This window comes from Hymenobacter koreensis, assembly GCF_039541855.1.
GTDB lineage: Bacteria > Bacteroidota > Bacteroidia > Cytophagales > Hymenobacteraceae > Solirubrum > Solirubrum koreensis.
In genome coordinates, this window is record NZ_BAABHA010000003.1 from 55,144 (window position 1) to 81,612 (window position 26,469).

Sequence of the window (26,469 nt, forward strand, 5' to 3'; positions counted from 1 at the left end):
GCTGCTGCCCAACCGTTGGGGTACGAGCCTTTAACGAGCAGGGCCTGTACGGCCCAGAAGTATATAAAGCGGCGCGGCAACGAGTGGCTCCGCTGCGCGGCGATGATGCGTCGTAGAAATGCTTGTTGTCACGGGCGGCCGTGCAAGGTTTTGGCGTAACGAATAAAGTTGGCGGTGTGCCGCACTGCTACTTCCAGCTGCTGCGAGCTGAAACGCTCGTAGTCTCTTTTGTCTATGGAATAGGAGGTGTCGCCATGGCGTATCTCTGTATTCCAGTAGTTGTCTATCTTTTTTCTGGGTTTGTCGCTGGTGGGGGCACCAAGCAGTCCATACGCGCCAAACCATGCGGTCGCGTTTTCCTGCCAGAAGTAGCTCCAATCTATTGTTTTGGCGGAAACGGCGTTGTGGTGGGCAACCTGGATCACGAACGGTTGCTTGACGTTGTCAAGCGTGCGCACGGCCACGGGTTTGAGAATGGATAGCGTGAAAGGCGCCGGGTAAGTGGTAACCGTGTCCAAAGCCACCGTTTCGGGTAGATAATTCGTGATAAGCTGCTCGTCGAATTTGTCCTTGAGCGGTCCGCCGTGGTAGACGGGAACCACGTGAGCCGGGTTGGTAGCGTCTTGGATATGGTGCACGACTTCGCCGACCCGGAAAAAAAAGTCGCTGGCGGTGGCCCTGGCGACGCACCGGTCGGCGATACGCTCGAATCGAACATCGATCGATTTGTTTCTTTCCCAAAGCTGCCTAGGCTTTAGGGGATTGAAAAAGTGTTGGTTCCACAGGCGTATGAGCCACTTGTGCCCGAAAGCGTCTTCGCTGCTGTTGCCTTTAAGGATTGCGTTGGTTTCTGCTTCGGTAATGTAGTCCAGTCCGAATCGGTGATTCAGTAAGTCGATTGCTCGCTGGGTGATCAGGCAATGGTTGGGTTCATTGTAAGCCAACACGTTTTCAGTGATGAAAAACAGCGCTAGGGCCAGCATTATTAATTTTAACATGGACTGCACCTTGTGTTTGAAAAAAGGGTGCCTCAACACTTGGAGTGGCTAATTTTCGCAGTCCATTTTATGCTCACTGCTAGGCACATAGTATAGGATATCTCCGTTTTTAGCTTAGTTCAGGTTCATGCGTTGTTGCACTTCTCCAATGGCCGCGATATAGCGGGTGAACAGATCGAGTGCACCCTTTCGCGAAGTCGTTATCACCTCATACACACCAGTACCAGACCGGAAGACATACTCGGAATAGGCACACTTTGGAATCTGGCGGTTGTTGTTGAAGCGCCGGTCGGGGGAGCCGCTTTTGTTCACGTAACGCCATGTGTGGCCAACGATGGTCGCGTCTGATGGGACGCTGCCTTCTTCGATGAAGGTAGAGTCCCGCGAGATCAGGTGTAGGTTCTTATAAAAGATGGCCGCGAACTGGTTGTTGCGCCGAATGACTAAGCGTTCTGGAAAAAAGTATAGTTCGGTGTTGCGCAGACCCAGATACGGAATGGAAATATTGGTTTGCAAATGACGGGTGGGCTTTCGATTTAAGGAAACGCCCCCAAGGCCGATGCGCGAAATGGCATTACTGGCCCCGGCATTGCGCCGTCGGTCGTTGATACGTTCGGAGTGCAAATACTGCCAGACTCTGTGCGAATTGGAAATCTGGCCAAAGGCTTTCAGGAAGTCGGCGTGTACCTGGGCTAAATCATCGTTGAACTCATAGTTGATTTCCAATGTCAGGCGCCTTTTGTCAACCTGTGCCAGATAAATGGAAGCGGCTAGTACAGCCGCCAGGCAAAAGGCAAGACCGGTCCAGAACAAGCCAGGCTGCTCGTCTAAGCGCAGGTATTGTTTGACTTCCGGAACGCGGGTAATGCGGGCGAATTTCTTGGAAACGTACTGCCCAGTCGACACCCCATACCAGTGATTCATGGTGCTGTCCGTGAGGGGGAGCATGCTACCGTAAACCGCCGAGCCGACCACGGGAGCTTCCGGGTCGGGCTGCTGCCGAATCTTGATACCGCTGGAGGCGGTGATTTCCACCTTCGGGGTGATGATTTCCTCCGTGCGCGTGACTTGACCGAAGTAGCTGAACAAGCCAAAGCACAATAGAAGAGCTAAGGCCAGCGTACCCCACATGGCAAATGAAATCTTGGCGGCTTTCTCGGTTAGCTCGTTGATGAAGTCCTGCGAGTCAACGTCACTGAGCTGGGTTATCTCATCGGAAGTAATGGTATGCAGGTGCCCCTGAGCCTTAGGCGGCAGCGACGCGGGAGGATACGACGGGCTGTGAGGGGTAGTCTGCTGCAGGTATTTGCGATATTGAATGCCACCAGCCCCCAACGAAACATATGTGCCCCGCCGATTAACACCAATCCTAGCACCTTTCACGCCCACGGAGTAGCCAATGCCACGAGTTGATAAATTAACCCGCATCAGGCCGAAGCTAATGGATTTGCGAAACGAGAATCCCATGGATAACGGATAGAAAGTCTATGCGCAATATACATGGGTCGGTGAATGTCCCAACTCACTACTTGCAAGGAAATTAGTCGTGTAGCCACAGTCAATTTAACTAACGTTGGTCCGTGTGGCACGTGAGCTACCAACCTTTAAATTGCGCGTTGATTGCCTGCATTCGTTACATGAAGATTCTCCAGCCCCACCAAATCAGCAGTGAAGTATTAGAGGTGATTCACTCCGCCCAGCAGTACTTGATTCTAGTGTCGCCTTACGTAAAACTAACCCAATGGCAGCAGCTGGCCGCAGCCCTAACGGCAGCCAAAGGACGGGGAGTACGGATTGACTTTTTCGTGCGTAACGACCCCGATAATGCGGGCAGTTGGGAGCAAGTAGAGGCGCTGGGGCTAAAAGCGCGGCTAGTAAGCAACCTGCACGCAAAGTTTTACTTCAGTGAAACCAGTGGGGTCATCTCCTCGATGAACTTACTGGCCAGTTCCAACAGCAACTCCATCGAAATTGGCTGCAAATTGGAAACGCAGACGGAGTTGGATGAACTCAAAAGCTTTGTGAAACGCTTCGTGGTGCCGCACGAAATAAGCGAGCGGCCAACGGAGGCCGACCTGTACCTGACCAAGGAGCGGTTCAGCGTGGCTTTGGAACACTATATTGCCGACCAGACACGGCGAGACGCGCGGGTGACCTTCCAAAAAGACGAGTTCGAAATCCGGGCGGTGTCGAACACGTTCTTCTTGTACGTGGACAAGGCTACGAATCGACTTTTCCTGAGTGCCATTGTCTCGGAAGCTGAGGCCAGCGCGTTTGAGGCGCGGTGCTCAACTTTTTTCACGTCTCCAGCTTTCCGATATGAGCTGGATAGGGGTGATCGGGGACACTATAGTATGGTGGAAGGCGCCTACCAGCCGCGGTTGTCAACTGCATACCTAGATAACCTACGGCTGCCCGAAAAGAAGCAACTGTTAGCAGAGGTGATGACGTTCATTAAGAGTGTACGAGCTTTTAAAGATGCTTGAAAGCTGGCCTTTGTGCTGTGCCGACAGTTAGTGAATCTGAGGCTTTAGTACCGATAACCTACAATTATCGGTACTAAGATGAAAAGGCGTATTTTCGGGGAGAAATCCCGTCAGTACTCCTTAATTATATAGCTCATGGAAAAGTCGGCCCAGCTCGCCGTGGTCGTGCCAACCCGAAATCACTCGTTGGTGGAATTGCCGCCCTCGGTGGCGAAGTACGTCGAGGCGGGACTGCACGGCGCGGAGAATACCAAACGTGGGTACGCAGCTGACTTGCGTAGTTTCCAGGATTTTTGCGAGCATCACCAACAGGTCCATCTGCCGGCGGAGGTAACAACCGTAGCGGCTTATGTATCGCAGTTAGCGGATCGTGGGTTGAAGCTGGCGACCATTCGCAGGCATGTAGCAGCCATTAGCAAGCTGCACCAACTCGCTGGCCAGCCTTCGCCTACGAACCACGAAGCCTTAAACGTGGTGCTGGATGGAATTGCGCGGATTGTTGGCAAGCGCCAACGACAAGCGCCAGCATTTACTGTTACTGAGTTGAAGCAAGCCATTCGGGCAATGGATCTTACAACACCTACTGGACTTCGGGATCGTGCTGTGCTGCTACTAGGTTTTGCTGGAGCGTTCCGAAGATCGGAACTCGTGGCGTTGAACGTAGAAGATGTAGAACTTACTCGACAGGCATTAGTGATTCACCTGCGGCGCAGCAAAACGAATCAGTATGGCCTTGAAGAAAATAAGGCAGTATTCTACGCACCCAGTGCTGATTACTGTCCAGTGCGGGCTGTGCAGGAATGGATTGAATGCTTGGACCGAACCACTGGGCCTCTCTTCACACGCATGAGCCGTGGCAATAAGGAGCGACCTGCTCAACCTGGCAAGGCTCGCCTTTCTGATCAAAGTGTGAACGATTTAGTCCAGCGTCACCTTGGCCTTGTTTACACAGCCCACTCTTTGCGAGCTTCCTTTGTAACGGTGGCTGTTGAAGCAGGGCAGTCAAACAAAGCAATCAAGAATCAAACAAAACAGAAAACTGATGCGATGATCGAACGTTACGCACGGTTGAACGACGTGAAAAGTTTTAATGCTGCCCAGTATTTAGGGTTGTAAAGAAATATATTCAATATTTATTTCGCTGAATAGGCCAAGTGCTTGTTAATGCAAAGATGTATTTGTTGTTGTTTAAATGACAAATATTGCTGCATAATTAGTATGTTAATTGATTTGTTTATGATTGAATGAAATATTAAAAGAGTTATGATTTGCGATGTTTGTGTTATGTGTTTTTAAATTATAGACAAATTATTGCATGCTTTAAGATATGCCACTTCAAGAAACTTGACATTAGTGTACTTGTGTACCTCTTTAGTCTTAATATATTCGTCAAAGGATATGCTCATGCCTGCATATAATAAGAGGCGATATTCCTCAAGCCAGCCTTTGTATGCAGAGGTTTCACAACACTTGGCTATATATCTTTCTTCGATACCAAATATATATTTCCAGCTTTTCACCTCTTCTTTATGTGTGTTTGAAGCGATGGTAATATCGATATCATCAGAGGTAATATTCTCTAAATCATAAGATTTGAAAACAAATTCGATATTAATTTCAAATTTGTCTTTATTAAAAGGATAAAACACTAGTTTTCGAGGCCCTCCAAATCTTAAATTTATTGGATCTTTTCTTGTTTTATATTTAGAATTACATGTGTGACACATAGGGACCAAATTGGCAAAATTTATAGAATTGAATGGATATAATTCTTTCGGAAAGAAATGATCATATGCTTCTCTGGTGCTGTTTTCAGGATTAAGCATAGAGGATATTCCGCAAAATGGGCAAACAGGCTCGTTAGCTCCTTTTGCAAAAAAGGTGTCATAGTGATCATCAATACCATCTAATGCGGAAATAACACGCGAATCACTTAATAAAGAATATGCTTCAACGAAGAACTCACTTAAACTTTTAGCTAAACCTTCATCTGATTTTTTAATAGCGGAATATTGAACAGGGCTAATTGTACCATTGCAAAGTCCATTAATATCATTGTTGAATCGGAATCCATCAGAAATAAGGTTTTTTAATGACTTCGGTTTGCCCTTGATTAGGTTGTAATTCTTTTCTATAGGTATAAGTAGGTAATGAGCTGGCATGCCGCAAGCAATACTTGCAAGGCCAGGCATTAGCATGCTTGTAGCGAAGGGTCTGGTTTCCTTGCACCAGACTTCCATTACTAAATGCTTTATGTACAGGTGGAATTTATCCAGCTTATGAGGGATTGATTTATAAGAGTACAACATCGTTTTTAGGTTTGTTATTAATGGCAACTATTAGAAGAGTTTTTTCTAAAGACTCACCAAGCTGATTGGCTATTTGAAGAGCTTCATCAGCTGTAATATCACCCTGTTCGAATGAGTGTTTTATTTCAGAGATTTTATCATTTGACAGATCAGCAATGGTCTCAGTTTTGCCAAAAACTTTCATTGTTATTAAGTTTACTGAAGTTCCAAACGTATTAAGGTTGATATTTTCCGCTGTTTGTGTAGTGGTGATGTCATTGTTATTTTTCTTGAAAATATGAACAAATTTTGATTTGCTATCAGAAATAATGAATGGCGAATGAGATGTCATCAATACCTCCTTAAGTAAATTGTTGCCACCTCCTGCTTTTATAGAATCTCTAAGTGTTTTGATAAACTTAGAACGCCAATTAGGGTTGAAATGCGTTTCAGGTTCGTCAAGTAAAAGCAATGTGCGGTGGTTCTTCAGCATTAAACATATGCCTATGGTGTGCAAAAACTGATGCTCGCCATCCGAAAAATTCCTCAATAAGAGGTCTATTTTGCTATTGCTGTTCTTGTTCTCTTTGGTAATTAAGAAATCTAAAAAATAAAATACATGATCAGAAGGCGCTGCATGAGGTATTTTACCATCTATATAAAATCCCTTTGATTGATAGACCTCTTCCTTTATGTCGTCTGTGACAATTCTATTATTGAGAGTATAAAGAACTTGAAAAAGCCTGAAAAGTGTAAAAGCATTTTGGAAATGCTCTTTGAAAGCTAGTTTTGTCGCTTCATTTACCCAATAATCCAAAACCAAATGTTTTAATCCAGATTCATCAATATATTCATACCAGCATGTTGAACAAGCTTTTAGCGAGTCAATACTTCCGTCTAATTGCTTGATAATATTTTGTTTAATATAGTTTTCTTTTTCGCCTCTTACTTTTATTTCGTGCATGTTTATATTTATACGAAAACTGCGCATTGCACAAACGCCGAGATTTTCTCTGAGAGGTTTTAATGTATCATCGTCTTGGAATAACATATTAGAAAGCAAGACGGCTTGACTCATTCCTTCATCAATATAAACAAGACTTGATTCAGGCTCTGAGTAAAAATAGTTCTTTGCTACAGCCTCGATATATTCATCAAAATGAATAAATCTAGTTTTAATAAACGCGTGACTTAATATCTCGTTTTCTCCCGAAGAATATCCTACTACCAAGTCAGGCAAGTATATCCTTGCGGGAGCAGCCTCACCAAATTGGGAGTTAAGGCTGACAGCGACCTCTTCTTGATTACTGCTGAAAGGATATGATTGGACATACATTTTAGGCTCTAAGGAAGGCTCTTTTAATATTCGTACCTTATAAAAATTCTGAATAACGTATGGGCTTCCATTATTAAGCCCAATAAAATACTCAACTTCAAATCCAGTTGGAGTTGAAGTTTTAGGGTCAAAATGCTTTGTAAATGCAGTCGGCTTATACTTGGACGTGCAAGAATCCAGATGAAAAAAGATCCCTGACAAAGCTTCAAGTACATTTGATTTGCCACTGCCATTCAAGCCAACTAGGCAGAATGGGTTGAAATCAGACAGGTCATCGCTATCTCTATGGAGGACATGTTGTGAGCGAAAGTTCATTTCGAAACCCTCGCTCAAGCTTCGGAATGAAGCCAGCATCTTCAGTCGGACTAACTTCATCTTATTTTTTTATTTTTACGCTTTTTGACTGGTTATCGTAGAACTGTGACACATCAGATGATACACTGCTGAGTAATGAAAAAAGCATTTCCTTGTTTAGGTCGTACTCTTCGAAAGTCTTAAACTCATTATTGTTGATTCTGTTGATTAGTTCTTCTTTTTCAAAATCATCGCTAAAAATCACATTCGTATTTTTTAGTGCTTGCTTATTTATGAATATAGCATGCACGGTTGAAGCCAATAGAGCTTTTGCATATTTTTGGATTGATTCATTTTTTTTGATTAACTCAGAAATTTGTATATGTATTTTTTCAAAAATATCTTGCTCGTCAGATGGAGGCAAAGGTATTCTTGTCTCTCTGAGCATGTCGAGAGTTATCTCTTTAAAGGTTGCTCCTTTAGCTTGTTTTTGCAATTTAGCTTGTATTCCATTTGAAATTAATGCGTTATATAAGTAATACAAATTAACAGCGGCCCTATTGGTTGCTATTCTCGCAACTCCTCGAGCTATGTTAGCCCCAGCTAGCTCTTTTGGTAAAATTGCAGCTGAGCCAATAGAGGCTCTAATACTGATGATTATATCTTCGGCGTTACATATGGTTTTTTTGTTTGATTCATTTATTTGAGTCGATGTTTTTGCTAATTTATTTTGCAATATGTTTCCATGCTTTATGTCTCCTGAATTTATGATATAAACTCCATCAGGATTGTTGTCCCCTGGTTGTAGGATTCCATAAGATATGGTTGTACCTGGAACCACGAGTTCCTTCAAAGGCTTTTCAGGATAATCATGAGTGTTGTAATAAAGGTCACCAAAGAGCTGGGTGAACTTAGCCTCAGACATTCTCCTATAGCTCCCGGCTAATTCAGTGCTTTTTTCTTTTATTATATTTATTTGATCTAATATCTGAACGATATCGAGCTGCTCATTCAATGATGGTATGTATACATCAATTTCACTGAGCTTGCTTTTATTTAAGGTCTTTCCTTTAGCTGCATGATCAATTAGATTTGATGTGTCGGCATATTTAAGCGCATACATCAAATAATCAAGGTTTACTAAGTCTTCACATGACGGTTTGATTATAATGCTAGCAATCGCTTCATTTGTGTATACAGGTTTGGTTGTAATTGCAACTTTACCAATTGAGAGTTTGAAGCTATATAAAATAGCGTTTTCAGGAACAAGCTTCATGCCTGCCCCTTCTATAGCTGCTTGCGTTATTTGCTTTGCAGACTTAGTGGGATATTTTCCCCTATGTAAATTGTTTAAATCGGATATTGCTAGCCAATCATAGCCTGCTCCCCAATATTCACCAACAGCAGTTGAAGGTGTTTTGCCAATTTGAATATTCGCAATGTCCCCGAGTCTCATTATAACAATGTGCTCAGATTCGTTAAATCATTAAGAATGGATTTCTCCAATTCTATTATGCGAGCTAATAGCTCTCCAGGAGGTTCATGCTCTTGCGCTTCATATACGAATTCTTTGTATTGGTTGAAGCTTAAGTTGAGGCTTTGCTTTTGAATTTCATCGATGGGAACATAAAAATACTTTCCCTTTCTATCTTGAATAATCGAAGATTCTCTTGTTTTATATGATCTTGATACAATAGGTAATGGATTTTCTTTTAGCTTCTTCCTATTTGTGTCAAGAGAATAACCATCCCCGTCCATGCCGTAAAACCATACTTTATCTGTATGATATACAGTGCTTCCCAATTCCTTCTTTGTAAAAACTATAATTGATGTCTTGACCCCGGTATAAGGATAAAAAACACCACTTGGCATCGATATAACTGCATTTAAGCAGCAATCTTTAAGTAATGTTTCACGCGTGTACTTTTGAGCGTTTGAGGTGCCAAATAATACCCCTTCGGGTATTATAACGGCAGCTCGACCATTGGTTTTTAACATTCTGATAATTCTATGCAGAAAGAGCAATTCTGATTGTGAAGTGTCAACCTTCTGTAGCTTTTTGCTTAAAGTGCTTTTGTCTATTCTGCCAGTGAATGGCGGGTTTGCCAAAATAATAGAATATTGCTCATCAGATAAGTCAGGAGTAGTATATAAAAATGGAGGCGCTACTGCGACTGGTGTAGAAGCATTAGCTACACTTTGAGAAACGTCGAATGCTTCTGAAAGTGTGTCCACTCTTGTTATTCTTGGCTCAGTAATACCATGCATTATCATGTTCATCAACCCGATTCTGATCATAGTAGGATCTATGTCAAACCCGAAAAAAGTGTTTGATTTGAGTTCTACGAATTGTTGTATTGATAGTAAGTCGCCCTTTAAGCTCCGTTTTAATCCGTTTTCGTCTTCTTCTATATATTTGCTGCTAGAGTATTTTGATAAAATGTGCTGATATGCTCCAACGAGAAACCCACCTGTTCCGCAGGTTACATCACAAATCCTATCACCTACATCAGGATCTGCAATCTCACACATCATTTGAATGATATGTCTTGGTGTACGGAACTGGCCATTCTTACCTGCTTCGCTAGTTGCTTTGAGCAAATGCTCGTATAGATCACCAGGAGTGTCTTGAAAATGCTGTCCAGCATCCTTTTGGCTGTCAATGTCTTTATATATTTCATCAATTACTTCTATAGCCTCTTTTAAAAGTGTAGGTTTGTCAATTAAGAAAACAGCGTTATCCATTGCCATAGAAAATGGCTCATGTGGATCATGCAGATTCTTAATAAATGGAAATACATTAGCTCTTATATGCTCAAGGAGCTCTTCTGGGGGTAAGTCTCTGAACTTGCTCCATTTAAGATCTTCGCGTTCGATAAAGTAATCTCCATTATCAACATATTCCAATCTGCGCATGAACAGCAGATAGGAGATTTGTTCAATTGCTGTGATTGGGTTTGATAGACCAGCTGACCAAAAACGGTCCCAGAGCCAACTAACTTTAGATCTGATTAATGGGGAGAGCATCGAGTTCGCTGGGTTGGAGGGAAGATGTAGCTTGGTGTGTGGAAGTCGTTCAAGCTATAAAACGCAAATATAGACTGTGCATGTAGTGGTTCTGCCCTTGATCTTCAGAACATGTTCTTGCTATTGATGGACAAATTAGAGGAATAAGCTAAAGCAAAGACTTATTTGCCTGCTGCTTTGGCAACTAAGTAAGCTGCTGTAATGACTATGTCTGGTTCAGCGACGTCGCTCTTTGATCTAGGAGGTGTCAACAATTAAAGCCACATGCGGATGGCCGCGAGCGTGACCTAAGCCAAGCAGGCGTCCGAGCTTTCTTCGAAGTGGATAGTCAAGCCGCGGTAGACTTTGAATTGAATGAAGCAGTTGTTTAACTAGTTGCGGTGCTTGCAGGCGTCGGTATCGTATGGGATGAGCTCTCGCAGTGCCTCTTGCTAGGAATGACAGACAGGGCGCCGGATTCCGTACCACTGCCCTCTCATAATCCGCATCGCAGACGCGGTCAGCCAGCACCCGTTGACTGCGGCGCTGGTCCTGCGTGAGCAACTCTAGCGCATGCGGGCAGTCGCCGGCGTGGTCGGGCGTCATCGCCAGATAACACGGGCGGCTCAGCGCGTCGCAGCTCAGGTGCAGCTTCGAGCTGAAGCCGCCGCACGAGCGGCCGAGGGCTTACGGGTCGTTTTTTGCGCTCCCCAGCAGCACCAGCGCCTAGGGTGCCTATTGCGCGTCCGTCAGCAGCGCGCGATATTTATTCATGCCTAAAAGCTACGCTAATTGTCTGCATCTATAGTCTTTGCTACATGCAAGCTTGTGCGTATGCTATTAGAGGCATTGTTGCGGTCAAACTCGACCAAAGATGAATCAAACGTCGAGAACATGCTTTGAAATCTTATCAGAACCTATCAGGATCTCACAAGGACCGATAAGTAAACCTTATCAGTCCTTACGATTTTGCTTTCCCGCGCGAAACCGTCGGCTGCCCGCGCAAGCGGCGGCCGTACCTCTGGTAAGAAAGCCGGCCCTTCTTTTACATAGGTCGCGCCCCTTTGTAAAGAAAAACCAAGTTTCTTTACAAAGCCAGGTCGGCTTTCTGCCTGGCTACTTCCCATCCCGCGTGCAAACGACCTGGCAACCTTCCGCGCTTCCGCCGGCACTAGAGCTGGAAACCCGAGCGGTGTTGAAAAAACTACCCGCTGCCCACCGGGCCCTGGCAGAGCTCAAGGGCCTGGTCGCGGCCATCCCCAACGAGGGCATTCTGCTCGATACGCTGCCGTTGCAGGAAGCGAAAGACAGTTCCGCGATTGAAAACATCATCACCACGCACGACGAGCTCTTTAATGCCGAGCTTAATTTGGGCGATTCCCAAGCCGCCAAGGAAGTCCAGCGCTACGCGGCCGCCCTGCGTCTGGGTACCCGCTTGGTAAAGCAGTTCGGGTTTCTAAGCGCCAATCACATAGCCCAAATCCAAGAAGAGCTAAAGCGCGATAGCGGGGGCTTCCGCAAGCTGCCGGGCACCACGCTTAAAAACCAACGCGGGGAGGTCGTGTATACGCCCCCACAAGACCCCGTTACCATCCTCGACCTGATGGGGAATCTGGAACAGTACCTCAACGACGATTCCCTGCACGACGCCGACCCGCTCGTAAAGATGGCGGTGTTGCACTTCCAATTCGAAAGCATCCACCCGTTTTACGATGGCAACGGGCGCACCGGGCGCATTCTCAACATTCTGTACCTCGTGCTCAAAGGGCTGCTGGATATCCCCGTGCTTTACTTGAGCCGGTTTATCACGCAACACAAGGCCGACTATTACCACTACCTGCAAGCGGTACGCGACACCGGCGACTGGGAGCCGTGGCTGCTCTACATGCTCACGGGCATCGAGCAAACGGCCCGCGAAAGCATCGTACTGATCACCGAGATGCGCGCCTTGATGCAGCAAACCAAGCACCAGCTGCGCACCTACAAATTTTACAGCCAGGACCTGCTTAATAATCTATACCGGCACCCCTACACCCGCATCGAATTCTTACAGCAGGAACTCAACGTAAGCCGTCCGACTGCCGCCAGCTACTTAAATAAACTGGCCCAAGACGGCATCCTGGTCAAGCACAAGCAGGTAAACTCCAACTACTACGTTAACCAGCCGTTGTTTGAACTTCTTTCGCGACTGGGCTAACGCTCTGCCGCGGACGTGGACCAACAAAGTAAGGCCAGGCTCTAACGTAAAACGTGGGGTGCTTATTAGTGCCCCAGGATCAATAGGGTGCGACCAGATTTACGATTCGTTACCGACGGCAAACCGGCCGTGCCTGAACGTTGGGGGATCCAGCAGCGCACTCCAAATTGGCGCGCTGCCAAGCCGTGGTGGAGTGGAAGGGCGCCGTTCCGGGTAATGGCGCTACCACGCGTTGCCGGCGCAAGCAATTCGCTTATAGGGCTTAGATTTGTATTTATCCCCTTCTATTGATTTCTCTCATCCTGGCAGTCGGGTTCCCGGTTGCCCTGCTCATTGGCCTATGCTTCACGATTACGTAGGGGTTTTCCGCGCGGCCCCGCTTGCCGCCCGGATGGGCTTTATAAGCCGGCCGGCGCTGCTGCTGATAATTTGGATGGCGGCCACTTCTTCCGGATGGGCGCAGCTGCGCGCCCCCGCCGTGCAGTGGGACCGCACGCTGGGCGGCGCCGAGCACGACAACATGCGGGTGGTGTGCCAAACGGCCGACGGGGGCTACCTGCTCGCGGGCTCTTCTAATTCGCCGGTCAGCCCCTTCAAAAGCCAGCCCCGCCGCGGCGTGTTCGACTACTGGGTGATCAAGCTCGACGGCCAAGGCCGCCGGCAATGGGACCGCACCGTGAGCGGCGCCACCGGCGGTGACAGCTACCTCTACAGCGCGCTGCAAACGGCCGATGGCGGCTACATCCTGGGCGGCCACGCCGACTCGGGCGTGGGCAACGATCGCACGGCTTCCAGCCGGGGCAACCACGATTATTGGATTGTCAAGTTGGACGCCCAGGGCCAGCGGCAGTGGGACCAAGCGTACGGGGGAAGTGGCCCCGACTACCTCACGAGTCTGCACCAGACCGCCGACGGCGGCTACATCGTGGGCGGCTATTCCGGCTCGGGCGTGGGCGGCGACAAAACCCAACCGGCGCGGGGCATTACTGATTATTGGGTGGTGAAAACAGATGCCCAAGGCAACAAGCTGTGGGACCGCACCTTCGGCGGCAACCCGGCCGCAACGCACAGCAGCCAGTTGCACCACGTCGAGCAAACGGCCGACGGGGGCTACGTCCTCGGCGGTTTCACGAGCGCCGGGGCGGGCGGTGACAAAACCGAGCCCAGCAAAGGCAGCACCGATTTCTGGCTGATCAAGCTCGACGACCGGGGCAACAAGCGCTGGGACCGCGCGTACGGCGGCGCCGACAGCGACTTGTTGCTCGCCCTGCGTACTACCCCGGATGGGGGCTACATCCTGGCCGGTACGTCCAGTTCGGCGGCCGGCGGCGACAAAAGCCACCCCAGCCGCGGAGCCGCTGACTACTGGCTCGTCAAGACCGATGCGCAGGGCCAGCGGCAGTGGGACCGCACGCTCGGCAGCGCCGAGTACGACTACGCGCGCAGCGTGTGCCTCGCGCCCGACGGCGGGTACATAGTGGGCGGATACACCCGCGCTGGCGCCTCGGGCGACAAAACCCAGCCCGGCCCCGGCAACGGCGACGCCTGGCTGGCAAAAGTGGACGCGCAGGGCGCCCCCCAGTGGGACCTCACCCTGGGGGGCGCGGATAGCGACGGCCTGTATCAGGTGCAGCCCACCGCCGACGGCGGCTACATTCTGGCGGCTTTTTCGCACTCGAACGCATCCGCCGATAAAAGCGAGCCCAACCTCAGCAGCGCCCCCCTTCAAATGACCGACGGCTGGCTCGTGAAGCTGACCCCGCCCGCCGTGCGCATTACGGGCCCCGCGGAGCTTTGCGCCGGCGTGCAAGTGCAGCTCGTCGCCGCCGGCTCGGAGCCGGCCCTGGCTTACCGCTGGAACACGGGCGCCACCACGGCCGTGCTCGCCGTCGGCCAGTCCGGCAGTTACGCGGTCACGGCGGCGTTTGCCGGGGGATTTACCAGCACGGCCACCCACCAGGTCGCGGCCGTGGCCGCTCCCGCGATAAGCGGCGACTCTTCGCTGTGCCCCGGCCAGGTCAACGTGTTGACCGCTAGCGGAGGAACGGGTGCGACGTATGCCTGGAGCACCGGCGCCACCACGCCTGCGCTGGCCGTGAACCAGCCCGGCACGTACGCCGTAACGGTGACCTCGGCCGCGGGCTGCGCGAACACGGCCCGGGTGCGGGTGCGCACCGTGCCAGCCGTAGCCGCGTTTTCCCTCGGCCCTGACACGACGGTGTGTGCAGGCCAGCAAGTGCGGTTAAGCGTGCCGGAAACGCTGCGGGGTGTGGGTATAACTTACCAGTGGTCTACCGGCGCTCAAACGCCGTCCATCACGGTGCGCGAACCCGGCACGTACGCGCTCCAAGTCAGCACCCGGTGCGAAACCCACAGTGCCTCGCGGGTTATGGCTTTTGCTCCGTGCCTGACCCTCCCCAACATCATTACGCCGAACAGCGACCGCCTCAACGACGTGTTCGAAATCAAGGGCCTGGCGGGCGCCGGTTGGCAGCTCGTGGTGTACAACCGCTGGGGCAAGCGGGTCTACCACACGGAGAACTATCAAAATGACTGGGGTGCCGCGGCTGCGGCCGGTACGTACTACTTCTCACTCCAACACCCCACCGCCGGCTCTGTTTACAAAGGCTACCTGCAAGTGGTGCGGTGAGGTGAACTCGGTTGCACACCCGTTCCGGGGGATGTGGATCCATACCGAGTTAATCCAGCACAATTGGCACTGCGTTGATCCGGCTGGGCCCGAGAAAAGGGAGAATTTAGCACCTAAGAGAAGCAACAAGTAAATGTTATAAACCCTAACCGTAGCGAACCTGAAGTTCTAATAGGTGAACTTCCATGAAACTGGGTTTCAATTTGCAAATTGAAATTCGATTTACCGCTCATGCGACAGCATAATGGCATGCGTCCCCAGGATGTGGTGGTTTTACTTAAGGTGCTGTTGCTGGAAGGCACATCCTGGCAAAGCAAGGACCTGGCGCACGCCTTATTCCTGAGCCCGACCGAAATCTCGTTCAGTCTGAAGCGGAGCCGGTACGCACGCTTGCTGGACGGCCAAGGCCGGCACGTGGCCCGGCAGACTTTCCTGGGGTTTTTGCTGTATGGGTTGCCGGTGGTGTTTGCGACGCAACCTGGGGCCCAGGCCCGGGGACTGCCCACAGCGCATAGTGCCGCGCCGCTCAACCAGCAGGTAGTCGCCGAGCAATACTACGTGTGGCCCGATGCGCAAAGCGATACGCGGGGAAGTGCCGTGGACCCCCTGTATGCGCGCGTGCCGGACCATCTGGGGAGGGTGCTATTGGAACCCTTATAGATTAAGCCTTGCTGGCCTTAATAATTGCCGCGCCGCTTGTCCACCTCTTTCCCAACAACCACCAACAAGGAATCTCGAGCACCATCACGGGACCAAACCAGGGACGACTTCGGGCACGCTCTTCGTTTCCGTCACAAAGCCATCAAGACGAGCAGGTTTGAGATCCACTCCAAACAACATCAATAATGATGTTGATGCTTGCGAAACACCGGCGCGACGCGGTGCAGGTTTAGTTTCTGCAGGCTATGTTTACGGCTGGTAAGATCAATTCAAAATCTATGCTTACACGTCTATTCACGTTCGTACTGGGGCTGCTGTTAATCTTCTCGGGGCCAATGAGCTTCGCCCAGGCTCCGGCTTTCAATTTGGCGCTCGGCATAGGTACCACGACCGCCGGGTTTCCCCAGGGAGGAATTGTTCACGACTCCTACGTTCACAATACGGCCACCGACCCGCAGGGCAATGTGTACGTGGTGGGACGCTTCCAACACTCGGTGGACTTTGGTTCTTTTACGCTAACCAGTGCCGGCGACTACGATGTGTATGTCGCCAAAATCGATCCGAGTGGGGTGTATCAATGGGCTCACCGATTCGGGAATCGGGCGGCGGACAATTGCAGCGGGTTGGTCGTCGACGCTGCCGGTAACGTGTACCTGGCCGGAAGCTATCGCTACTCGGCAACCTTTGGCACCACGACTCTTTCCGGGCCCGGTATAAGCGAAGGGTTTTTAACTAAACTAAACACAAACGGTCGTTTCCTGTGGGCCTTTAATTTGGGTGGCTCCAACGCTTTTGGCAGCGCTTTGGCCCTCGACGCCGGCGGCGACTTACTAGTGCACGGCGGCTTCAGCGCTCCTACCGCGCGGTTTGGGCCCTATACCATCGTTAATACCGGCACACCTCCTTATGTCGAAGACAACGCTTTCGTAGCCAAGTGCGATACTTCCGGCGCGTGGCGCTGGGCCGTCCGGGCCGGGCGACGTGCCGGCAGTGTGGCCGTGGATGCCTTTAGCAATGTATACGTAGCCGGCTCGTACGGGGGAACCATGAGCTTCGGAACGCACTCCCTTGCTTCGCAGGCCGGTGGACAGGATGCTTACGTCGGCAAACTGGACGCGCAGGGCAACTGGCTATGGGTCCGGGGTGGCGGGGGCCCGAGCTACGATTACGGTGCCAAGGTAGACGTGGACTATGCCGGCAACGTGTTTCTCGTCGGGGGATTCAACCCGCCGTACGCTGCCTTTGGCTCGCTAGCGCGAGTGAACAACCGTGGAAACGGCAATTTCGATGGTTTTATCGCCAAGCTTGATGCGCAAGGCAACTGGTTGTGGGCCAATGGCTGCGGTGGTACGGACAACGATTACGCCATAAGTGTGGCTGTCGATCACGACGGGACGGCCTACGTGCTGGGCGCGTACCAGGATTATGGCCCAGGGGCTACCTTCGGCTCAATCGTGATGCCCAACCTAGGGCGGCGGTATGGACAGCTGTTTCTCGGTAAAGTAAATGCTCATGGCGCTTGGCAATGGGTAACGACTACAAACGGTACGTACACCGATTACCCGCAGGCGCTATTCCTCGACTACCGGGGCGGCGTTTACGTGTCGGGTTCTTTCACGAGTCCCCAACTGAGCTTCAGCGGCATCGGTTTAACCCAGAATCCCGGGGGCAACACCGGTTTCGTAGCTCGATTGGGAGACAGCGCCTTGCCGGCAGTTGCCCAGGTAACCCCGCCCCAGGGCGGCGCTGGCACCCGGGTCTTGCTACGCGGCGCCCGGCTTAGCGGAGCGAGCACCGTGCTATTTAACGGGGTTCCCGCCTTATCCTATACCGTCACGTCTCCTACGACAATTGAGGCTATCGTGCCGGCCGGAGCCAGTTCCGGGCCCGTAAGTGTGCGCACGGCCGCTGGTCTGGGTACTCCAGGCTTTGTTTTCCAAGTCGGTTTGGCAACGGGAAGCGGTAACGCGGTTGCCTTACCGGACGTGCACTACTGGCCCAATCCGGTTTCTGCTCGCGGTCATCTCAACATTACGCTGCAGCAGTCCGGTCGAGTGGTCCAAGTGGGCTTGTATACCCTGCAAGGCCAACTGCTGCTAAAGCGCACGATAGCCGGCCGGGAAGCAGTATTGGAATTGCCGGCCATACCCCGTGGCGTATACATGCTGGAAGTAAGGGCTGCGCCGGGCCAGGTTGCTCGGCAGCGGCTCGTTGTCGAATAGACGCTGGCATTGGCTTTGACGAGGGAAGCGATAAATCTAGCCCAATGGATTGATCCCGATGAGCCGGCGTTACCAGATTTAAACTACGGCACAAAAAGACCGCATTAGTTAAACGAGCGAGCATTAAGCAAATCAGGATTACGGAGCTTGAGCTTGACGTTGCGCCCGCCGCCTTTTTCGTAGACTTCGATGATGAGCTGCTTTTGCTCGGGGATGGTAAACTTCCTGAAGATGTAGACCTGCTCGAGCTGACCTTTGGCAGCAATCTTTTTCAGGCCACCATGGAAGATGTAGATGGGCGTGATTTCCAGGGCCTGCTCGGCCGTGCGCCTAGCTACCTTTTTATCCTGGATGTAGAACTTCACGAAGTCCACGTCATAGCTCACGTTTGACTTGTTAGCGATGTGCAGCGGGAAAAACAGGGTTTCCTGCGTGTAGCCCACGCGGCCGGCGCGTACGCTCAGCTGGTTGGCGCTTTCGCTGGCGGAAGTGCCGCCGGCCGCCAGGGCCTGCCGGGAATAGGCATCCAGATTGCCCTGCGGGATAGGCGAGTTCGACAGGATAGCTGCTCCCAATGGCGACGACGAAGTGGACCCGGCGGCGCCAAGGTCGAGGCTGAGCACCTTGGGGTCGTGCTGGTAGTTTACTACGAAGGAATAGAGCTTGCCGTCCGAGGTCAGCACGGTCATGTTGGATTCCGGAAAACCCGCCGAGGCTGCTTTCACGCGCACGATGTTCTCCGCGCCCGTGGCTTTGGCAGCAATCAGCCCCGAGCTGCCCAGATCGACGTAGGTAACCGGGAAAGGAAAGACCAGGTGCGTGGTTTTCTGGTCGCTGATGTAGAGCGGGTACGTCGGCAGCTTGTTGGCTTCCGAATACTGCAGCCTACGAGCGGCGGAGGTTTGGGCCTGCGTGGTAGCGCCGCCCAGAGCTAATACCAGGGCCCCGGCAGCAAAAAGAGAGATTTTCATGAAGGTGGGTGGGGTTACTGCTGGTCTACTTTGAGCATCACATTGTACCCGGCCTTGAGGCGAACCTTGACCAGGCGGATTTTCTTCTGGCCGATGCCTTTGACGGCGCTTACGGCGACGCCCGCGGCGGCCATGGCCGGGTCGGCGCTCATCGTCATCATGTCGGCCGCGCCCAGCCCTTCCGCACCCGCCTGTTTGGCGGCGTCGCGGGTGATGGCACCCGGAATGTGCAGGCCTTCCAAGCCGTCCACATCATACACTTCCAGGGCGGCCGAAAACACGTTATTGCCGGACTTCAGCGTCTCAATGGCAATGCTTAGGCGCTCCCCCATCAGGCTGCACTTGCCGTAGATGAAGGTGCCTGCCGGCAACTGGTGGCCGTTGATGACGGCCGACTCCGTAAGCCGCATTTTCACCAGCGAGCCGCTGACTACTTCCTGCGATTCGTGGATGACCGCCGGCAGCGTATTGGCGTCGCCGCCCGTTCCGGTTTCCGAGTCAAATCCCTGAAAGGATGCCGTCCGGCGACGTCTCGGGCCATTTGAGCCCAGACGCGATACGACGGCATCGTCATCTATGACGCGGAGCCTGGTCGAGGGGTTTTTCTTCCTTTTAGGGGCTGCTGCCACTGCCCGCGGGGCAGCTGCACCCACGCTGTTTGATTGGGCTTGCAGCGCGGCCATCTGCGCCTGGGCCCGGGCTTCGGATAGCTCCCGCTCGTGCTCCGAGCGCATGAGCTGCAGTTGCTCTTCCGGGGTGAGGGTCCCGGGTTCAGTAGCCGGCTGCGCCGTTGTATTAGTCGCTCCTCCGTTGAGCTGCGCCTGCTGCGCGGCAATGAGCTGCTGCTGCGCCTCGGCCACGGACCGGTCCACCGATCCATTGGGTCCCGGCCGGCCGTCGGCGCCGACGGCATACGAAAGCCCGTTGCCGGTGGTAGTATCCACGCGGGCGTCCACCAGGCCCCGGTTGCGCAGGGTATCCACGGGACTCGCATAGGCCTCCAGCTTGCTCGACGTGATGGAAGCCTGCTCAGCCTTGGGCAGGTTGGTGTTGAAGCCTGACTCGTTGTTTTGCGCTTGCGCCGGCATGCCGGTGCCTCCCCCGCCCAGGTAGAACATCACGGCCAGAAAGGGCACGCCCACCACGGGCAGGAAGGTGGCCATCTTGCGGGTCCGGTAAAATTGCGCGTCGCGCGGGGTGCGGGTTGCCGTTGTCATACCGAAGGAGGGTTAGCGGGGAAGCGTATTGAGGTCCTCGTTCTTGAGCACCCGCCAGTTTTCCATCAGGAAGCCGTGGGGGTTGTTTTCCGAACGCGTCACGTCCCGCAGGGAGCACTCGGAAAGGAAGTTGCGGGTAGTAACCGAGGTCGCCCGGATGACCCGCTGATGCCCGTAGCACCGCGCGGAGAGGGGGCGGGAGTTGGTGATGACCACGCTGTCCACGCTCATTTCCAGGCTGATGTTGGCGGCAATCAGGTCGTTGTAAAAGCCCTTCTCTTTGAAGTTCTCATACTGCCGCTTGGCGGAGTTGTCGGCTAGGTATAAGGCCTTGTCGACGTTGCTGTCGATGGCTTTCTGGTCGGGGTCGAGCGTGAAAAACAGCTCGTGAAAGCGGGTGACGTGGCTGCGGGCCTCCACCGGCCGGTTGGCACGCGCGTCCCGGGCGCTGGCGGTGAGCAGCTGCCCTCCTTCTAGGACATAGATGCGCTGGGCCGCCGCGTTAGTAGTTTGAAACGCGAAGTAGGCAATGGTGCCCGCCAGCAGCAGCACGGCCAGGATGAAGACCAGCGCCAGGGTTTTGACCTGCTGGAAGGCCGAATCAATGGTTTTCAGGGATGCGAACATAAGCGTCGGAATAGGTGGGAGAAAAGGAGCGCGAACGGTTTAGCCCCGCATGCGGTTGATGCGCTCCCGCACGGCCGCGCCGGCCCGGTAACCCAGGGACTCGCCCCGGGTCATGTTGGCGGTGCCCGCCATTCCGGCCAGGCCCTGGCCCGCGCCTACCGCGCTTCCCACGGCATCCGCCCCGGTCCGCAGACCTGCCCCACCCATGGCTCCCGTTACCCCGGCGGTGGTGGCAGTGGCCGTAGTGATAAATCGCGTGGCAGCCCGCCCGATGTCGGAGCCGTCAATGAGCATATCCGCCGCTTTGGGCACAAACAGATAGCCGGCAATGGCCAGCACGAGCATGCACAGGTAGGCGATGTCGGCCGACTCGACACTGCCGCCGGCCTGCAGCTGCCGGATGTTCTCGTGGAGCATGGTCACCTGCACGTGGGCCAGCACCGCGGCGTAAATGTTCGCGACCGGTACCCAGAGCGAAATCGTGAGGAAGTAGCCAAACCATTTCATCAGCCCGCCCCCAAAGCCGGGGAGGATGGCAATGCCGAAGGCCAGCGGGCCGGCGACGCTGAGCAGCACCAGCAGGAAGGTGGAGATCAGGCTGATGGCCAGCTTCGCCGCCAGGGCGCCGAGCTCCAGGATGGATTTGGTCCACTCCCGGAAGTTCTGGCCCACCGAGTACTGCACTTGGTTCATGGCCAGGCTTGCTTTCTGACCCAGGTCCAACGCACCAAGCTTACCAAGCTCATCCTCATACTGCTGGTTTATCGCCATATCAGACTTGGCTTTGGCATCGGCAGCTAACTGGTCACGGGTAGCCGTAAGTCGATTTACTTCGGCAATCTGACCCATCCGGATAGCGTCGGTGCCGTGCGCCACGGTCATGGTTATGCCCCGCAGTGCCCCGCACAGCGGCACAAACAGCAGAATGGCTAGGCCGATAGCAAAGGGCCTGAGTAGAGGAAACAGGTCAATGGGTTCAGCACGAGCAATGTTGCCCCACACCCGGCTGCTGATAAACAACAGGGCTCCGATGCCTCCAATAGCGCGTCCAAGGTTGATGAATTGCGCGGTGAACGTGAGCATTTCCGTGTAAATGGCTTCGAGCTTTTGCTCGTACACAGCCATGTTCAGGTCGATTGCGGTTGGATCCATGAAAAGGGTATCAAAGGGAATAATTGGCCAGGAAAGACCTACTTGGATAAGTAGTGCTCGTTGTGGATGCCGGCCAATCGCTTATTAGCCCGTTCCAGAATGCTCTTTTGTCTTTCGGCTATCTCCCCTACCAGCGCGACCTGTGCCGGGTCTTGTGCTTTAGAAGCATTGAGTTGGTCCAGGGCCGTTAGGTTAGCTTTGCTCTGCTGCACGTAATCAGAGAAGTAACCTTCCGATTTCTTAATGTGCGCCGGACTTAGCTTTTCGTAGCCTTTCAACTGGCCGAGTTGCACCAAGTACTCTCGCTGGATGCTGAGTAGCTGTTCGTGCTGTTGGCGAATCGTAGCAACGCGAGGGTCCGGGTTGGCGCCAACCGCAGGCGAGGCAACGGCCGTGGCAGAAGTGGTAGATCTACCGGTGGTTGAGTCCGAGCCGCAGCTGGTCAAAGCCAGCCCGAGCACCAGGAGGAAGGTGTTTTTCATAACTCAGAAAGGGTAGATAGGATGATGGGGACGAGCTGGCTGCTTAGCGGGCCGTCATAAGGGCATTCATGGCTTGGCGGTCCTGTACCTGCTGGGCCTGCTGCTGCGCGATAGCTCGGCACTTATTGCTGAAGTAGTTCATCAGGTGGTGCTGCCGGGCGATGCGGTCGGCGATGTTGTCGATGAACTCAATCCGTTCCGGGTCCGTCATCTTCGCCTTGCCCGCGCTGAGCACTCCGGCCAGTTCGCTCAGCAGGCCGATGTTTTCCTGTAGGATGCCCTGGTACACGGTGGAGGCTTCGCTGAGCTGAGCCGGCGAGAGCTGCTTGGTACGCAGCTCCGGGATGGCCGCCGAGAACTCGCTGATCATCTGGCTTTGGTGGGTGTAGATTTCCCGCACCCGGCGGTAGTTGCGCACCCCGGCACTGATTTGCAGCAGGCTGCTGTACCACTCATCGTGCAGCTGCTGGGTTTTGTCGATGATGCCCTTGATCTTGCCACTGACCACTTTCAGGTCGCCGGCCAGCTTCTTGCCCTGCCCCAGCAGCGTGGTGGAAACGCCCTGGTGCACGACCTGCTGGCGGGACTGGCTTTCCGCAATCGGGGCCGAGATAACGGCTTGGGCGTAAGCCGGCGCAGCGAACAGGACTAGGCCTAGCGCGAGAACGTTAATGCTTGCTTTCATAGGAGGGAGCGTAAAAAGGTGGTAGGGCTAGCGGGCCCCCATCAGGGCGTTGAGGGCCTGCAGGTCCTGCGCTTTCTGCTCGTGCAGATGCATCTGCACGAGGTTGCGCTGGGTGTAGTAGGTGATCAGGCCCAGCTGGTCGGATATCTTGCCATCCAGCTTGTCGATGAAGCGCATGCGTTCGGCGTCGGTCATCTTGAGCATGGCCGGGCTGACGATGGTTTGCAGGTCCTGGAGCGTGTTGGCGCTTTCCGTCAGCATCTTGGTGTACACGCTGGTCATCACGGAGAGCTGTTCCGGCTGCACGTAGGGCGACTGCCGCAGGGTCTCGATGGCCGTGGAGTAGGTCTGGATGATGCGCCCCTGCTTCTCGAACACCGACTGCACCCGGCGGTAGGTGCGCACCGCGGAGCTGACCTGCAGCAGCCCGTCGTACCAGGTCTGGGCCAGCTGCAGGTTCTTTTCCGAGAAGACCTTGGTCAGCTCCTGCTCCTTCACGCCGGCTTTGACCAGCACGTTGGCGGCTTGGGAGAGGCCCTTCATGGTGTTCTGCAGCCCGGTCTGCACGCCCGACTGCACTTCCAGCACGGGGGCGGTTACCACGAGCTGCGCGGCGGCGTTGGAGGCGCTGAGCGCCAGCATGGCCCCGGCCAGGAGGATGATTTTCGATTTCATGCTTTTTCCCTTTTGTTGAAATCAGGCGCCCACTCCTTCCCGCAGCTCGGCGGCGAAGAGCTTGATGGCCGTGGGCATGTCCCCCGTCTGCCGCAGCTTCTCGAACAGCCGTACTTTCTCGGTTTCCTCGGTCGTATAGGTCACGTACTCTTCCTTCGACACCTCGATGGCGTACACCTTCGAGACGACCCCGCCCAGGCTGATAAACACTTCCGTGTAGCGGCCCCGGGCCGCCTTGTTGTCGCGGTTGATGCTCAGCACTAAATCCTTTTCCTTGGGCGTGAGCGAGAGCAGGGCCTGTATCTCGTCGAAGCGGTTGATGAACTTGCGCTGGTCGAGCAGAATCTTGCAGTCCGAGTTGTTGATAATGGCGTCCTTGACAATCTCGTTGCCGATGAGGTCGTCAATCTCCTGGGTGACGACGATGGCCTCGCCGAAGAACTTGCGCACCGTCTTAAAAAGGTACTTGATGTAGGCGGCCATGCCGGGCGTGGTCAAGGCTTTCCAGGCTTCCTCAATCAATATCATCTTCCGCACCCCCTTGAGCTTGCGCATCTTGGAGATGAAGGTTTCCATGATGATGAGCGTGACCACCGGAAACAGGATGGGGTGGTCCTTGATGTTGTCGAGCTCAAAGACGATAAAGGGGGCCTGCACCAGGTCCAGCTCCTTTTCCGAGTTGAGCAGGTAGTCGTACTCCCCGCCCCGGTAGTAGGGACTGAGCACATAGAGGAAGTTGTCGAGGTCGAAGTCCTTTTCGCGCACCTTCTCCTCCTCGAGCACCCTTCGATAAGTGGTTTTTACAAACTCGTAGAACGTGTTGAAGCTGGGCTGGATATGCGCGTTGGCTTCGAGCATTACATAGTACAAACTCACGGCCGTGGACAGCGACACGTACTCCGACTGGCTCACGCTCTCGTCGTCCTTCTTCCACAAAGCCTGCAGCAGCGTTTTGATAGACTCCTTCTTTTCCACGTCCAGCTGGCCCGAAATCAGGAAGGGGTTGAAGGCAATCGGGTCGTCCTCCTCGTAGGTGAAGTACACCCCGCCCACCAGCTCACAGAGGCCCTTGTAGGAGTTGCCGGTGTCCACCAGCAGCACGTGGGCGCCCTGCTCGTAGTACTGGCGCACCATGTGGTTGGTGAAAAACGACTTGCCCGAGCCCGAGGGGCCCAGCACGAACTTGTTGCGGTTGAAGATGATTTGCCGCCTCATGGGCTCGTCCGAGAGGTCCACCAGCACGGGCTTGCCGGTGAGCCGGTCGGAGAGCTTGACGCCCTTGGTGGCGCCCGTGCTGCGGTAGTTGGTTTCGCAGGCCCAGAAGCAGACGGCCTGCTCGATGAAGGTGTAGAAGGTCTCCTCGCTGGGAAAGTCGCCGGCGTTGCCCGGGATGCCGCCCCAGTAGAGCGCGGCGATGTCCACCGTGTTCTGCCGGGGCTTGCAGTTCATGGCGTTGAAGGCCGCATTTACCAGCTTGCGCACCTCGGTTAGGGTGTCCTCGTTTGGCCCCCAGGTGAGCACATTGCAGTGCACCCGCACCGGGCGGCGCTTGTGGGCAATCAGCTCGTTGAGGAAGGCGTTGTAGTACGCGTGGTTGATGGCATTCTGCCGGGAGTAGAGCGAGAGCGAGTTGAGCCGGTCTTTCTTCTGCTCGAAGGTTTTGACCGTTTTCTGGGTGTTGTCCAGGAACACGTACTGGTTCAGGATGTGATTGCAGCTCAGCAGCAAGCCCAGGGGCGCGGCGAAAGAGATGGGAAAGTCGGAATGCTCGGTGCTGTATTGCTCGTAGCGAATGTCCGTTTCTACCGTCGTAGGCAAGTCGTCCAGGTTAGCCACCGAGAACAGCTGGCAGTACTCCGACCCTACTTTGAGCCCGTTGGTCAGGTCCAGATCTACCTGCCGGGCCTGGTCGGAGAGGTCCAGAGCGAAGTACTTTTCCAGCAAACCCGCTGCCTGCTCGGTGCCGGCCAGCTCGTCGGAGGTCAGCCGGTGGGATTTGATGTAGGGGGCGTTGGTGGGCCCCACCCCTTCCAACGTGCGCACGAACTGCCCGACATTATCGAAAAAGCTCTCCAGTTCCTTGGCATCGAGCATTTCCCGGGGCACGATGTGGCGCCGGGCCAGCAGGCCGGCCGAGCTGCCCCAGTCCGGCCGCTCGGAGGAGCACTTGGTGACGAACAGGTAGCAGAAGTGGTTGAGGAAGGGCCGCTCGTGGAAGTGGCGCTCGTAGGCGGCGGAAAGCAGCGTGCGCTCGGCCTCGAAGCCGGGAGCGTACCGGTCCTCCACGTACCAGTCCTGCTTGTGCACCACGCAGTGGTCGGGCAGCAGGCGCACGGCCTTGACAAAGGCCGCCTGCAGCTGGGCGTAGTCTTCCCGCGAGAGGGTGAAGATTTCGGGCAGCTCCAGCCGGAAGGCCACGGTCACGTCGGCATTCTTCGAGACCAGGCAGTCCTTTTCCACCTTGTAGATGGGCTGCTTGGATTCCAGGGATGCAGAGGGCAGAACCTTGTTGCTCATGGGTGG

General features: G+C 53.5%; 20 protein-coding genes. 6 read left to right on the forward strand and 14 right to left on the reverse strand.

Annotated elements, in window-relative coordinates; translation table 11 throughout:
• Positions 1-128: 128 nt before the first annotated feature.
• Both ABD903_RS08635 and ABD903_RS08640 read right to left on the reverse strand, forming a co-directional pair.
• Positions 129-1,007: a hypothetical protein gene (locus ABD903_RS08635; protein ID WP_345223299.1), complete on the reverse strand. Its 879-nt coding sequence runs from the start codon at positions 1,005-1,007 to the stop codon at positions 129-131.
• A gap of 105 nt (positions 1,008-1,112) precedes the next feature.
• Complete coding sequence (locus ABD903_RS08640; protein WP_345223301.1) at positions 1,113-2,465, reverse strand: DUF4236 domain-containing protein; 1,353 nt, start codon at positions 2,463-2,465, stop codon at positions 1,113-1,115.
• A gap of 170 nt (positions 2,466-2,635) precedes the next feature.
• Between ABD903_RS08640 and ABD903_RS08645 the strand changes: the two genes are divergently transcribed.
• Both ABD903_RS08645 and ABD903_RS08650 read left to right on the forward strand, forming a co-directional pair.
• Positions 2,636-3,484, forward strand: coding sequence for a phospholipase D-like domain-containing protein (locus tag ABD903_RS08645; RefSeq protein WP_345223302.1), 849 nt, complete (start codon positions 2,636-2,638; stop codon positions 3,482-3,484).
• Between the two features lie 135 nt (positions 3,485-3,619).
• Positions 3,620-4,600 (forward strand): tyrosine-type recombinase/integrase, encoded by a 981-nt coding sequence (locus ABD903_RS08650; RefSeq protein WP_345223304.1) that lies wholly within the window; start codon positions 3,620-3,622, stop codon positions 4,598-4,600.
• A 176-nt stretch (positions 4,601-4,776) separates the two neighbouring features.
• On the opposite strand, the gene ABD903_RS08655 is transcribed toward ABD903_RS08650, so the two are convergent.
• The 4 genes from ABD903_RS08655 to ABD903_RS08670 all read right to left on the reverse strand — a co-directional run bounded on the left by ABD903_RS08655 (position 4,777) and on the right by ABD903_RS08670 (position 10,429).
• Entirely contained in the window at positions 4,777-5,676 is a 900-nt protein-coding gene (locus tag ABD903_RS08655; RefSeq protein WP_345223305.1) for a hypothetical protein, read from the reverse strand.
• A gap of 100 nt (positions 5,677-5,776) precedes the next feature.
• Positions 5,777-7,483: a restriction system-associated AAA family ATPase gene (locus tag ABD903_RS08660; protein ID WP_345223307.1), complete on the reverse strand. Its 1,707-nt coding sequence runs from the start codon at positions 7,481-7,483 to the stop codon at positions 5,777-5,779.
• A 1-nt stretch (position 7,484) separates the two neighbouring features.
• Positions 7,485-8,858, reverse strand: a complete 1,374-nt coding sequence (locus tag ABD903_RS08665; protein WP_345223308.1) for a restriction endonuclease subunit S — start codon at positions 8,856-8,858, stop codon at positions 7,485-7,487.
• A complete protein-coding gene (locus ABD903_RS08670) occupies positions 8,858-10,429 on the reverse strand; it encodes a class I SAM-dependent DNA methyltransferase (protein ID WP_345223310.1) in 1,572 nt (523 codons plus the stop codon). Before ABD903_RS08670 ends, ABD903_RS08665 begins: the two co-directional genes overlap by 1 nt.
• Before the next feature lie 1,171 nt (positions 10,430-11,600).
• On the opposite strand from ABD903_RS08670, the gene ABD903_RS08675 reads away from it, so the two are divergent.
• The 4 genes from ABD903_RS08675 to ABD903_RS08690 all read left to right on the forward strand — a co-directional run bounded on the left by ABD903_RS08675 (position 11,601) and on the right by ABD903_RS08690 (position 18,137).
• Complete coding sequence (locus ABD903_RS08675; RefSeq protein WP_345223373.1) at positions 11,601-12,605, forward strand: Fic family protein; 1,005 nt, start codon at positions 11,601-11,603, stop codon at positions 12,603-12,605.
• Between the two features lie 340 nt (positions 12,606-12,945).
• A complete protein-coding gene (locus ABD903_RS08680; protein WP_345223312.1) occupies positions 12,946-15,255 on the forward strand; it encodes a T9SS type B sorting domain-containing protein in 2,310 nt (769 codons plus the stop codon).
• Positions 15,256-15,486: 231 nt separating this feature from the next.
• Entirely contained in the window at positions 15,487-15,915 is a 429-nt protein-coding gene (locus ABD903_RS08685) for a hypothetical protein (RefSeq protein ID WP_345223313.1), read from the forward strand.
• 278 nt (positions 15,916-16,193) lie between these two features.
• A complete protein-coding gene (locus ABD903_RS08690; RefSeq protein ID WP_345223315.1) occupies positions 16,194-18,137 on the forward strand; it encodes an SBBP repeat-containing protein in 1,944 nt (647 codons plus the stop codon).
• Positions 18,138-18,241: 104 nt separating this feature from the next.
• On the opposite strand, the gene traN is transcribed toward ABD903_RS08690, so the two are convergent.
• Genes traN through ABD903_RS08730 form a run of 8 tightly spaced genes read right to left on the reverse strand, consistent with a single transcriptional unit; the run spans position 18,242 to position 26,463 of the window.
• Complete coding sequence (traN, locus tag ABD903_RS08695; protein WP_345223317.1) at positions 18,242-19,108, reverse strand: conjugative transposon protein TraN; 867 nt, start codon at positions 19,106-19,108, stop codon at positions 18,242-18,244.
• Between the two features lie 14 nt (positions 19,109-19,122).
• On the reverse strand, positions 19,123-20,325 hold the full coding sequence (gene traM, locus ABD903_RS08700; protein ID WP_345223318.1) for a conjugative transposon protein TraM: 1,203 nt from the start codon (positions 20,323-20,325) through the stop codon (positions 19,123-19,125).
• A 12-nt stretch (positions 20,326-20,337) separates the two neighbouring features.
• Positions 20,338-20,952 (reverse strand): conjugative transposon protein TraK, encoded by a 615-nt coding sequence (traK, locus tag ABD903_RS08705; protein WP_345223320.1) that lies wholly within the window; start codon positions 20,950-20,952, stop codon positions 20,338-20,340.
• A gap of 39 nt (positions 20,953-20,991) precedes the next feature.
• Positions 20,992-22,104 carry a TraJ family protein gene (locus tag ABD903_RS08710; protein WP_345223321.1) on the reverse strand — a complete coding sequence of 371 codons (1,113 nt, stop codon included), beginning with the start codon at positions 22,102-22,104 and terminating at the stop codon, positions 20,992-20,994.
• A gap of 38 nt (positions 22,105-22,142) precedes the next feature.
• Positions 22,143-22,586, reverse strand: coding sequence for a hypothetical protein (locus tag ABD903_RS08715; protein WP_345223323.1), 444 nt, complete (start codon positions 22,584-22,586; stop codon positions 22,143-22,145).
• Between the two features lie 43 nt (positions 22,587-22,629).
• Positions 22,630-23,271: a hypothetical protein gene (locus ABD903_RS08720; RefSeq protein WP_345223324.1), complete on the reverse strand. Its 642-nt coding sequence runs from the start codon at positions 23,269-23,271 to the stop codon at positions 22,630-22,632.
• Between the two features lie 27 nt (positions 23,272-23,298).
• Positions 23,299-23,946: a hypothetical protein gene (locus ABD903_RS08725; protein ID WP_345223326.1), complete on the reverse strand. Its 648-nt coding sequence runs from the start codon at positions 23,944-23,946 to the stop codon at positions 23,299-23,301.
• 21 nt (positions 23,947-23,967) lie between these two features.
• Complete coding sequence (locus tag ABD903_RS08730; protein ID WP_345223327.1) at positions 23,968-26,463, reverse strand: TraG family conjugative transposon ATPase; 2,496 nt, start codon at positions 26,461-26,463, stop codon at positions 23,968-23,970.
• Positions 26,464-26,469 lie beyond the last annotated feature (6 nt).

Coding starts and splice junctions, on each gene's coding strand:
- ABD903_RS08640 (WP_345223301.1), bottom strand. CDS start 2,465: ATGGGATTCTCGTTTCGCAAATCCATTAGCTTCGGCCTGATGCGGGTT.
- ABD903_RS08645 (WP_345223302.1), top strand. CDS start 2,636: ATGAAGATTCTCCAGCCCCACCAAATCAGCAGTGAAGTATTAGAGGTG.
- ABD903_RS08650 (WP_345223304.1), top strand. CDS start 3,620: ATGGAAAAGTCGGCCCAGCTCGCCGTGGTCGTGCCAACCCGAAATCAC.
- ABD903_RS08655 (WP_345223305.1), bottom strand. CDS start 5,676: ATGCCTGGCCTTGCAAGTATTGCTTGCGGCATGCCAGCTCATTACCTA.
- ABD903_RS08660 (WP_345223307.1), bottom strand. CDS start 7,483: ATGAAGTTAGTCCGACTGAAGATGCTGGCTTCATTCCGAAGCTTGAGC.
- ABD903_RS08665 (WP_345223308.1), bottom strand. CDS start 8,858: ATGAGACTCGGGGACATTGCGAATATTCAAATTGGCAAAACACCTTCA.
- ABD903_RS08670 (WP_345223310.1), bottom strand. CDS start 10,429: ATGCTCTCCCCATTAATCAGATCTAAAGTTAGTTGGCTCTGGGACCGT.
- ABD903_RS08680 (WP_345223312.1), top strand. CDS start 12,946: ATGCTTCACGATTACGTAGGGGTTTTCCGCGCGGCCCCGCTTGCCGCC.
- ABD903_RS08685 (WP_345223313.1), top strand. CDS start 15,487: ATGCGACAGCATAATGGCATGCGTCCCCAGGATGTGGTGGTTTTACTT.
- ABD903_RS08690 (WP_345223315.1), top strand. CDS start 16,194: ATGCTTACACGTCTATTCACGTTCGTACTGGGGCTGCTGTTAATCTTC.
- traN (WP_345223317.1), bottom strand. CDS start 19,108: ATGAAAATCTCTCTTTTTGCTGCCGGGGCCCTGGTATTAGCTCTGGGC.
- traM (WP_345223318.1), bottom strand. CDS start 20,325: ATGACAACGGCAACCCGCACCCCGCGCGACGCGCAATTTTACCGGACC.
- traK (WP_345223320.1), bottom strand. CDS start 20,952: ATGTTCGCATCCCTGAAAACCATTGATTCGGCCTTCCAGCAGGTCAAA.
- ABD903_RS08710 (WP_345223321.1), bottom strand. CDS start 22,104: ATGGATCCAACCGCAATCGACCTGAACATGGCTGTGTACGAGCAAAAG.
- ABD903_RS08715 (WP_345223323.1), bottom strand. CDS start 22,586: ATGAAAAACACCTTCCTCCTGGTGCTCGGGCTGGCTTTGACCAGCTGC.
- ABD903_RS08720 (WP_345223324.1), bottom strand. CDS start 23,271: ATGAAAGCAAGCATTAACGTTCTCGCGCTAGGCCTAGTCCTGTTCGCT.
- ABD903_RS08725 (WP_345223326.1), bottom strand. CDS start 23,946: ATGAAATCGAAAATCATCCTCCTGGCCGGGGCCATGCTGGCGCTCAGC.
- ABD903_RS08730 (WP_345223327.1), bottom strand. CDS start 26,463: ATGAGCAACAAGGTTCTGCCCTCTGCATCCCTGGAATCCAAGCAGCCC.